The following is a 9,244-nucleotide window of genomic DNA, read 5'->3' as shown; positions in this document are numbered from 1 at the left end:
CCCGTGGCGGCCTCCGCGAGCGCGGTGGCGAGCCTGTTCACCGGCCGCCCACCGTCCGATCCGAGCCTGACCGCCGCCGGCACCGCGCTGGCCTACGCGCCGGCCCTGTCGGCGGTGCCGTCGGAGACCGTGGAGGTCCCGCTGCCCCCGCGCCGGCCCGCCTCGCTCAGCGGCGCGGACGTGGTCCAGGTCACGAGCCTCGTTCCCGATCCCGTCGTCCCTGTACAGACGGCCCAGGCTCCGGCCGCGACCCAGACGGTGGACGTGCCCCTTCCGCCGCGGCGTCCGGACGATCTGGGCGGCCCCGTTCAGGTCGCGAGCCTCGCTCCGGCCGCCACGCACCTCGCCGGACTGCGCCTTTCGTCGCAGCCCGAGCCGGCCGCCGCTCCGGTCGCCACCGCTACTGAAGCGGTCGAGGTTCCCCTGCCGCCGCGCCGCCCCTCCGTGCAGATGCTCGCCGCCATCGCCAGACCGGTCGTGGTCGCCCGCAAGGCGCCGGCCGCCGAACCGGTGCGCGAGGCCACCGCCCTGCCGCCCGCCCAGTAGTCGGGACGGGCCGAACGACCACCGAAAAGGCAAGGTTGCCCACACAACGATCGGCCTGTCCGCTTGACCCCTGCGCCCGTCCGCAACACATAGGGGCGACGCCAGCATATCGAATGGAGCGGAACGCTTCGTCCTGTCGACGGATCGTGATCCACGATAGAATACCGGCGCAATACAATCATCGAGGGCAGGACACGTCGGTCTTCATCCATCGGATCGGGCATAAGCCTGCCACGTTCCGGGCGCCTTGAAGACACGGGCTGTGCGAATTTCATAGCGAAGCGCGGGCGGGACATCGCCCTTGGCGTCGCGCGACGGGAAGGCGGACGGCGCCATGAGCGGCGTGGTGGAACAAGAAGCTGTCTTCCTGGCCGACCTGGGCCGGCGGGTCCGCCATGCGCGCACGGTGCGCGGGCTCTCGCGAAAAGTCCTGTCGCAATCCTCGGGACTGTCGGAGCGCTACATCGCGCAACTCGAGGGCGGGCAGGGCAACGTCTCGATCATCCTGCTGCGGCGGGTGGCCAACGCCATGGGCGTGCGGCTCGACGACCTGATCACCGGTAACGACGCCGCCCCCGAATGGCCGGTGCTGCGCGACCTGCTCAGCCGGGCCTCCCCCTCCCAGGTCTCCGCGGCCAAGGACATCCTCGCGGGCGGCAGCCGGACGGACGGCGTGCCGCGTCCGCGGGTCGCGCTGGCGGGCCTGCGGGGCGCGGGCAAGTCGACCCTCGGGCGACTGGCCGCCGAGCGGATGGGCTGGACCTTCGTCGAACTGAACGCCGAGATCGAGCGCGAGAACGCCCTCTCGGTGCCGGAGATCTTCGCGATCTACGGGCAGGAGGGCTACCGCCGCCTGGAACAGGCGGCCTTGCGCCGCCTCACCGAGCATCCGGGCCCGCTGATCCTGGCCACCAGCGGCGGCATCGTGGCGGAGCCCCTAACCTACGACCTGCTGCTCCAGGCCTTCTACACGGTCTGGCTGAAGGCGCGCCCCGAGGAGCACATGCAGCGGGTGCGCGACCAGGGCCACCTCGCCACCACGGGCGACCATGCCTCGGCGATGCTGGAACTGCGCGCCGTGCTCGCCAGCCGCGAGCCCCTCTACGCCCGCGCCTCCGCCACCGTCGACACCTCCGACGTGCCGGTCGAGACCATGGTGGACCGTCTCGTGGCGATCATCGAGGCGCGCTACGGCCTGGTCGAACGGATCGCGGGCTGATCCGGCCGCGGCGCGGCTTGCGCACCGGCCTCCGCCGTCTCCGGAGGCGCGGCCGCCTCCCTTGATCGGGCGGGCGATCGACCCCACGCTAGGACGACCGCACCACCGCGACCGAACCGTTCGCAGCGGGGCATTCGTTCGTTCTCAACCCACCCGGGGCAGGATGGTTTTTCTTCGGGCCGCGTGGCTGTTAGGAGGGAACCATCCATCCTGCCGCGGCCGCGAAGGCGATGCCTCGGGCCAGGGTCCCGAGGCGGACGATGTCGAGGAGCAGCCCATGTCAGCAAGCCCTGGCGTCAGCCGTCCCGCGGGCGAGGCCCTGTCGGTGTGCGATCCGGTCTGGACGCGCCTGCGGGGCGAGGCCGATGCGGTGCTGCGCGAGGAACCGCAGCTCGCCTCCTTCATCGTCGCGACGATCCTGAACCACGCCTCGCTGGAGGGCGCCGTCGCCCACCGGGTCGCCGCCCGCCTCGGGCACGCCTCGCTGCCCTCCGAACTCATCGCCCACGGCTTCCACGAGGCGATCCAGGCCGATCCGGGTATCGGCGCCTCCTTTCGCGCCGACATCGTCGCGGTGATGGACCGCGATCCGGCGACCTTCCGGGCGCTGGAGCCGGTGCTTTACTTTAAGGGCTTCCACGCCCTGCAGGCCCACCGGCTGGCGCACCATTTCTGGAACCGGGGCCGGCGCGACCTCGCCCTCTACCTCCAGAGCCGCTCCTCGGAGGTGTTCCAGTGCGACATCCACCCGGCGGCGCGGATCGGGCGGGGGGTGTTCCTCGACCACGCCACCGGCCTCGTCGTCGGCTCGACGGCGGTGATCGAGGACGACGTCTCGATCCTGCACGCGGTGACGCTGGGCGGCACCGGCAAGCAGGGGGCCGACCGCCACCCCAAGATCCGCCGCGGCGTGATGATCGGGGCCGGCGCCAAGATCCTGGGCAACATCGAGGTCGGGGAATGCGCTCGGGTCGCGGCGGGCTCGGTGGTGCTGCGGCCGGTCCCGGCCCACACCACGGTGGTCGGCGTGCCGGCCCGCGTCGTCGGCACGGCCGGCTGCGCGGAGCCGGCCCGCGCCATGGACCAGCTGGTCGCCATCGACCAGTTTTTGCACGTGGGCGAAGGCATCTGACGGTCGCGCTTGCCGCCCCGCGCCACCCGTGGCAAGCCCCAGCCACGGGCTGGGCTCCTTGCCCGAGCCGCCTGATCAGACGCCGCACGGCACACGGCCAAGGAGACGACACAGCGTGACCAAGCCCGAGATCGCGAAGCTGCAAGACTACCTGCGCCGCAAGTTCGCGAACAACAACATCCGTCTCGCCGGGATGAAGACCGGCGATACGGCCGAGGTCTTCATCGGCGAGGAGTCGATCGGCGTGATCGCCGACGACAAGGAGGACGGCGACGATTCCTTCGTGTTCCGGATGGCCATCCTCGACATCGACCTCGAAGAGGAATGAGACCCTGTCCGCTTGATGAAAGCGGACAGGGTCTCATCAAGCCCGCGCGGCGCTCGAGGAAAGCCGAGATCCGCGCCCGGTCCACCGGACCGGGTGGCGGCTTCGCAGGGCGCTCCAGAGCCTGTGCACCGGTTAACGCTAACCCACACGCGTGCTTAACGTTTCGTAAACGATCGGGTTAGACTGCGCACGATCCTCGGAAGGGCGTACGCGTCATGGTTCTCACCCCCACCGCCATCGAGTCGCTGCAGACGCTCTGCGTCGGCCTCGCCCTGTCGGGCCTTCTGGCCAGCGCCTTCGAGATGTTCACCGAGCGGCGGGCGAGCTTCAGCCTGCTGGAGCGCGGGGGTGTCGCGGCCGTGGCCGCCCTGCCGATGCTGGCCTTCAGCGCGCCTTTCATCATCCTGCGCAACACCCTGCGCGGGCGCAGGATCGAGGGCAGGCCGATCCCCTTCGTGATGCTGGCGACGATGATCGCCTGCGGCTGGAGCCTGCTCTCGGGCCGGCTGGCCCTCAACCTCGCCGCCCTGATCGTCGGCGCCTGATTCCGAGTTCACGATGGCCGGCGTCAGCGGTTGGCGGTCGCCACCGGCGAGCCGCCGCCGTTGAGGGAGACCCAGGCCCGGCCGTCCTGGCCCTCGCGCTTGATGTAGGCGTAGGGAGTCCTGCGCCAGGCCATCACCGTGTTGGTCTTGTTGTCGAGGATGAAGTCGCCCCGGTCGGTGCGCACCATCAACACGGCGTGGCCCTCGCCGATCTCGTCGATCACCACGGTCATGCGCAGCGCCCGCCGGGGCAGTCCGCGCTGGACCAGCATGCGCCGCTTGAGGAGTTGATAATCCTCGCAATCGCCGAAGCCGTCGTCGGGAAAGTCCCAGCGGTCGACCACGCCCCAGTGGGCCTGGTCGGTGATCGGCTTGATGCGCTCGTTGACGCGGCGGTTGACGCTGGAGAGCGTGCGCCACAGGGCGGCGTCGAGGGGGATGAGGGCCGGCTCCGCGACGTCGACCGTGCACTCGTCCGGCAGACGCTGGCAGAACTCGGTCCAGGCGGACACCGGCCGCGCGCCGGGGGCCGTATCGACGGCAACGCTGTCCTCGGGCACGATCGGGCCGATCCGCGCCTGGGTCGTGGCGCCGCCGAGCATCAGGATGGAGCCGACGAGGCCGTAACAGGCGATCCGCGCCGCCCGCCGCATCACAACCGGCCATCGCGGCCCGGACGAGACCGCGCCCGTCAGCGATGCGCCCTGGACCACCGCGTGTCGCATGCTCGATGCTCCGCCGTCCGATCGTGAGACGACGAAGCTTGCATGGCCGTTCGCGGCGCACAATCGGAAAGTGAAGCGCAAGTAAACGCGGCCACCCGCCTTCGGTTCCGATCCGGGACAGTGTTGCGGCCGGGTCGCGCAGGCATGCACCATCGGCATGCGAGATCCGCGCACGTACCTGCGGCCCTTGATTCAGGCCGGGTTTGCCGGCTTGAGACGAGGCTCACCCGACGGGATGATTCGCACCGGAGACGGCGCGTGGTCATCGATCCAGACGCCGCAAGATTTCGGCCACCGAGCAGCCAGGACCCATGAGCACCGTGTCGCAACCCGCCATCCACCACGTGATCCGCGCCCTCGGCGAGGACGGACGGGCCGGGGCGCTCGGCCTGGCCGAACATGCCGTCGAGATGTTCCTGGCCGCCGCGCCGACGCAGGCCGACCGGTCGCTGGCCCACGACATCCTGCTGCGCGACCTCGCCGGCCTGCGCGGCGTCGCGCCCTACCTCGCCGGCTTCGTCGGGAAGGTCGAGGCCCATGTCGGCCGCCTGCGCAGCCGGCCCGTGGTTCCCGAGATCGAACTGCCCGAGATCGCCTTGCCCGAGGCCGAGCTGCCCCAGGCGGCCTGAGCGCGGTCAGCGGTTGGCGGTCGTCGCCGGGGAGGTGACGCCGCCCAGCGAGACCCAGGCGACCGCGTCCTGGCTCTCACGCTTGATGAAGACGTAGCCGGTGCGGTGCCAGGGCAGGATCTGGCTGGTCTTGTTGTCGAGGATCAGGTCGCCCCGGTCGGTGATCAGCGTCAGCACGGCATGGCCCTCGCCCTTCTCGTCGATGACCACCGTCATGCGCATGGCGCGCTTGGGCAAACCGGCCTGGGCCAGGAGGTGGCGCTTGAGGAGCTGGAAGTCCTCGCAGTCGCCGATGCCGTCCTCGGCGAGGTCCCAGCGGTCTGGGGTGCCCAGATGCTCCATGTCGGTCATGGCCTGGACGGACCGGTTCACCCGGCGGTTGACCGAGACGATGGTGTTCCAGATCGCCGGATTCAGGCCGATCCGGGCGGGCTCGGCCCGGTCGAGGGTGCATTCGGCCGCATAGCCCTGACAGAACGAGACCCAGGCCGCGATCGGCTTGGCGGGAGCCAGCGGCGTCGCGCCGACCTCGGCGATGGGCATCGCGGGAAACACCTCGGCCCGGACCTCGCACGCGGCAAGCGAGAGCAGCGCACCGAGGCCGACAACCGTCCGAACCGACCTCGTGAACATCGCGACCACCCTCGTTGGTGAGGTCACGATGGCGCCGCGCCACCTGTCCCGCCCTGAAGCGGATACGCGCAATTTTATCGATCCGCCCCGCGCCGCGCCTCACCGCGCGACAGCCCGAACCGGAGGCTGTGGCGATCCCGCGGATTGTGCGGTCGGGGTTCAGGATGCGGAAACCCTGAGGGCGTGCGGCTCGCAGCGGCACGCGCGGCCAGCGGATGCACACATCGCGTCCGGGATGGTCCGTGGCCGCACGACGGGCCACCGCTCCCCTCGTGGCTACGACGTAGACAGGTTTGCAAACGCGACATCACCAACGGAATCGCGTTCGGCGCGTGTCCGCTCAAGGGGGCGATCTATCGAAGCCTGTATACGCCGTAGCCCTGGTGGAGAGGGGAAGCGCAGTCACGCCGGACAGGGAACGGCGCAGGCGACGCGACCGGGATTCGGGCGCGCCTCTGCACAGCCGAGTCAGATCAGAGCGTCATGCGATCGTGAAAACGGTCGGGCGAGAGCGGCAGCAGGAACTGCACGCCGAAACCGCCCTCGAAGTAGCGCACGAGGCGGCCCGGCGTACGGCCGACCGTGACCGGGGTGCCGATCGGCGGGGTGCTGGTGCTGGCGATGGCCGCACCCGACATCGAGAAGTCGATGATGCGGGCGTTGATCTCGCGCCCCCCCTCGAGCCGAAGCACCACGCCGGGCTGCAGCGGCGTGATGCGCTCGTGGGAGCGGCCCTCCGGCAGGCCGAGCAGGTCGCGGTTGGCGAGCCAGGTGAGCTGCGAGGCGATCTTTTCGCGTTTGCGCGGCGTGGCGCTGAGCTGGACGGCGAAGCCCCCCGGCGGGTGGCGCACGATCACGCCCTCGATCCGCCCGATCTGCTCCAGGTAGAGCACCACGCGCTCGCCGATCTCGCCCACCACGGCACAGGTCAGGCGGACGCCCCCCGGCGACATGTCGACGGTCTGGCACGGGTATTCCCGCCGGTCGGCCAGCATGTAGCGGCCGAGCATGGCCACCGCCACCCGCTGGTGGCGGCGCTGGTCGGATGCGCGCCCGGCTCGGTGCGGGGCGATCTCACGATGTGCGTCGACCGCGATCATTCCAGGGCTGACAAGGCGTGTTTCGGGTCCGGTCTGCCTGTCTAGGCCCAGGCCCGTTACGAAAGCCTTTGCCGCGCGACACGAAATGCCGACGTGGGCGATTTCCGTGCCGCACGACGCCGCGAGCGGTCAGGGCCGTCCGCCGTGGTGGACGAGGAGGTGCCCGCGCCGCACCGGGGCGAGGTCGTTGGCGGGCGCCGGCAGGGGATGGGGCGGACCGGGCAGCCCGTCCCCGACGGAGTCCGGTGCCGCGGCCGACAGCACCCGCAGGGTGGTGGTCTCCAGGCGGACCAGGGGATGCAGGCCGAGCCAGGGCGGCGCCAGCACCGGGCTCAGCGTCCCCAGCGCCCGCACGTGGGTCCGGCCGTGATGGCGAAGCGGCAGGAGGACGAGTTCGAGGTCGAGGCTCTCGCCGGCCGCTGTCGTGCCCCGCAGGCCCGCGACCACGCCGGCCGTGTCCAGGGCCACCATCTCCACGATCCGCCAGGGGTCGGCCCCGTGGGCCACGGGGAGGCCGGCCCCGTCGAACCCGCGCCACAGGCCGGCGAAGGGCACGCCCTTCAGCTCCCGCCCGAACAGGGCGCAGATCCGGGTGCCGGCGAGCCTCAGGGTGGCGCTGCGCAGCGGCAGGTCGAGTTCCAGGATCAGGCTGTCAGCCAGCAGGTGGCGGATCTGGCCCGGCTCGATCTCGGCCCGCTCGGGCGCGGCGCGCTCCCCGCGCAGGCGGTCCCAATAGGCGTGGAGCATGCGGCTCGTCGGATGCTTCATGGTGTCCCGGATCGGTGCACGGCGGTGGCGGTATCGGTGCCGGATCGGAACATCCCGCAAGGGTTGCGGGCGCTCCGGCGGCGGTTCGCTCCCACCGGCGCACACCCTATGCCCCGGCCCGTGGCGGGGCGCGGGTAACCCTTCGTTAAGGTTAAGATCCGGTTGAGATTGCGTCCGCCCGGCCGTTCGGCGACTATCTTCACGAACGCGTGACCAGCCCTGCCAGCGGGGCGGCGGCCACGCCTCCGTGGTCGCTTTTGCGAGGGACACGGAGGGATCGGGTCAGCGGACCCGCACCGCCCCGTGATCCGGGCGGCGTCCCCGGCGGTCGGGGAGTCCCTCGCTTGGGGGAGGGCGCCCGGACGGGCGGCCCTCCCCTCTTTTTTCCGGACGCGCCCGGGCCGCCCAAGGCGTTCGGTCACGCGCGCGGGGGCTTGCGGCGCCGGGCCGGAGGCCGACATGGTGGGGCGATGGATGCCTCGCCCGATCTCCCGCGCCAGAGCCGCGTGCCCGTCTTCAACCTGCCGGGCGTGGTCAGCGCCTCGATCGGCCTGCTGCTGGCGATCCACGCGGTGCGCGAGTTCCTGCTGCCGGACCTCTGGGACATCCGCCTCACCCTCGACCTCGCCCTGGTGCCCGCCCGCTGGACGGTCTGGCTCGACCCCTCCAGGGCCGAGGACCTGATCCGGGCGGCGGGCGCGGCGGGGGACGCCGACCTCACGATGGCGCGGGAGGCCTTCGCCCGCTACATCGTCGCCGATCCGTCGGCCGCCCCCTGGACCTTCGCCACCTACGCCCTGCTGCACGGCTCCTGGCCGCACGTGATCTTCAACAGCGTGTGGCTCGCCGCCTTCGGCTCGCCGGTGGCCCGGCGCTGCGGGGCCTGGCGCTACGGGCTGATCGGCCTCGCCGGCACCGTGGCCGGGGGGGCGCTGCACGTGGCCATCGACCCGTTGAGCGCCGCGCCGCTGGTGGGGGCGTCTGCCGGGGTCTCGGCCCTGATGGCGGCCGCCGCCCGCTTCGTGTTCCAGCCCCCGGTCTCGGGCTACGGCACGCAGCCCTGGCAGATTCCCCCGCGCCGGCCGGCCGAGACCATCCCCGAACTCATGCGCAACCGCACCGCGGTGACGTTCCTGGCGATCTGGCTGGCGACCAACCTCCTGTTCGGGGTCATCACCCTGCCGCTGGGCTCGGAGAGTGCGGCGGTGGCCTGGGACGCGCATCTGGGCGGCTTCGTCGTGGGCTTCTTCCTGTTTCCGTTCCTCGACGGGCGGCGGGCTCGCTGAGGTCCCGATTCGGCATGCCGCATCGGCCCCGCGCGGATCATGAAAAAATCCGCCGGGGGCATGGCCGGGAGCAGGGGACGCGGGACGCCGCGGGGACCCTGGTTGGTAGTGCGCGCGGATACCGATCCCCGCAGCGCCCCGTGGCCGGACGGTCCCGTCGTCGGACCGGCCGTCCATCTTGTCGTCGCGGTGTCTCCGGCGCCTTCCGATCCTGCGGCCCCGTGTCGTCGGTCCTGTCGGGGCAGACGCCCCGCGGGAATCCCGACGCCACCGTCGGTAGCCTTCCAGCTAGCTCCGCGCTCGTAGTGGCGCGAATCCGCAGGTTGCTCAGGA

At 71.4% G+C, this 9,244-nt stretch carries 10 protein-coding genes and 1 pseudogene; 7 read left to right on the top strand and 4 right to left on the bottom strand.

The window, feature by feature from the left end:
* The 5 genes and pseudogenes from COGEMETH_RS03575 to COGEMETH_RS03555 all read left to right on the top strand — a co-directional run.
* Positions 1–546: pseudogene (locus tag COGEMETH_RS03575) on the top strand (lytic transglycosylase domain-containing protein); the annotation flags it as partial.
* 301 nt (positions 547–847) lie between these two features.
* On the top strand, positions 848–1,765 hold the full coding sequence (locus tag COGEMETH_RS03570; protein WP_283214955.1) for a helix-turn-helix transcriptional regulator: 918 nt from the start codon (positions 848–850) through the stop codon (positions 1,763–1,765).
* Positions 1,766–2,042: 277 nt separating this feature from the next.
* Entirely contained in the window at positions 2,043–2,897 is an 855-nt protein-coding gene (cysE, locus tag COGEMETH_RS03565; RefSeq protein ID WP_238181250.1) for a serine O-acetyltransferase, read from the top strand.
* A 115-nt stretch (positions 2,898–3,012) separates the two neighbouring features.
* Entirely contained in the window at positions 3,013–3,225 is a 213-nt protein-coding gene (locus tag COGEMETH_RS03560; RefSeq protein WP_238181251.1) for a DUF3126 family protein, read from the top strand.
* Between the two features lie 215 nt (positions 3,226–3,440).
* The gene (locus COGEMETH_RS03555; protein ID WP_238181249.1) at positions 3,441–3,770 is read left to right on the top strand and encodes a DUF6949 family protein; all 330 of its coding nucleotides are present in this window, start codon (positions 3,441–3,443) and stop codon (positions 3,768–3,770) included.
* Positions 3,771–3,793: 23 nt separating this feature from the next.
* On the opposite strand, the gene COGEMETH_RS03550 is transcribed toward COGEMETH_RS03555, so the two are convergent.
* The gene (locus COGEMETH_RS03550) at positions 3,794–4,495 is read right to left on the bottom strand and encodes a transglutaminase-like cysteine peptidase (RefSeq protein WP_238181248.1); all 702 of its coding nucleotides are present in this window, start codon (positions 4,493–4,495) and stop codon (positions 3,794–3,796) included.
* A 311-nt stretch (positions 4,496–4,806) separates the two neighbouring features.
* Between COGEMETH_RS03550 and COGEMETH_RS03545 the strand changes: the two genes are divergently transcribed.
* Complete coding sequence (locus tag COGEMETH_RS03545) at positions 4,807–5,124, top strand: hypothetical protein (protein WP_238181247.1); 318 nt, start codon at positions 4,807–4,809, stop codon at positions 5,122–5,124.
* Between the two features lie 6 nt (positions 5,125–5,130).
* Here COGEMETH_RS03545 and COGEMETH_RS03540 read toward each other — a convergent pair whose 3' ends face one another.
* From COGEMETH_RS03540 to COGEMETH_RS03530, 3 genes are all read right to left on the bottom strand, one after another.
* Complete coding sequence (locus COGEMETH_RS03540) at positions 5,131–5,757, bottom strand: transglutaminase-like cysteine peptidase (RefSeq protein WP_238181246.1); 627 nt, start codon at positions 5,755–5,757, stop codon at positions 5,131–5,133.
* Between the two features lie 473 nt (positions 5,758–6,230).
* Positions 6,231–6,857 (bottom strand): PilZ domain-containing protein, encoded by a 627-nt coding sequence (locus tag COGEMETH_RS03535; protein ID WP_238181245.1) that lies wholly within the window; start codon positions 6,855–6,857, stop codon positions 6,231–6,233.
* Between the two features lie 129 nt (positions 6,858–6,986).
* Entirely contained in the window at positions 6,987–7,625 is a 639-nt protein-coding gene (locus tag COGEMETH_RS03530) for a PAS domain-containing protein (protein ID WP_238181244.1), read from the bottom strand.
* Positions 7,626–8,095: 470 nt separating this feature from the next.
* On the opposite strand from COGEMETH_RS03530, the gene COGEMETH_RS03525 reads away from it, so the two are divergent.
* Positions 8,096–8,911, top strand: coding sequence for a rhomboid family intramembrane serine protease (locus tag COGEMETH_RS03525; protein ID WP_238181243.1), 816 nt, complete (start codon positions 8,096–8,098; stop codon positions 8,909–8,911).
* Positions 8,912–9,244 lie beyond the last annotated feature (333 nt).

The sequence above is a fragment of the Methylobacterium trifolii genome, assembly GCF_022179685.1.
Taxonomy (GTDB): domain Bacteria; phylum Pseudomonadota; class Alphaproteobacteria; order Rhizobiales; family Beijerinckiaceae; genus Methylobacterium; species Methylobacterium trifolii.
The sequence above is the reverse complement of the archived record's forward strand: the minus strand, read 5'-3'. Positions and strand labels throughout refer to the sequence as shown.

Bases quoted from the DNA above. Each gene is read 5' to 3' on its own strand.
- COGEMETH_RS03530 (WP_238181244.1), bottom strand. From the start codon at position 7,625: ATGAAGCATCCGACGAGCCGCATGCTCCACGCCTATTGGGACCGCCTG.
- COGEMETH_RS03540 (WP_238181246.1), bottom strand. From the start codon at position 5,757: ATGTTCACGAGGTCGGTTCGGACGGTTGTCGGCCTCGGTGCGCTGCTC.
- cysE (WP_238181250.1), top strand. From the start codon at position 2,043: ATGTCAGCAAGCCCTGGCGTCAGCCGTCCCGCGGGCGAGGCCCTGTCG.
- COGEMETH_RS03555 (WP_238181249.1), top strand. From the start codon at position 3,441: ATGGTTCTCACCCCCACCGCCATCGAGTCGCTGCAGACGCTCTGCGTC.
- COGEMETH_RS03550 (WP_238181248.1), bottom strand. From the start codon at position 4,495: ATGCGACACGCGGTGGTCCAGGGCGCATCGCTGACGGGCGCGGTCTCG.
- COGEMETH_RS03535 (WP_238181245.1), bottom strand. From the start codon at position 6,857: ATGATCGCGGTCGACGCACATCGTGAGATCGCCCCGCACCGAGCCGGG.
- COGEMETH_RS03525 (WP_238181243.1), top strand. From the start codon at position 8,096: ATGGATGCCTCGCCCGATCTCCCGCGCCAGAGCCGCGTGCCCGTCTTC.
- COGEMETH_RS03545 (WP_238181247.1), top strand. From the start codon at position 4,807: ATGAGCACCGTGTCGCAACCCGCCATCCACCACGTGATCCGCGCCCTC.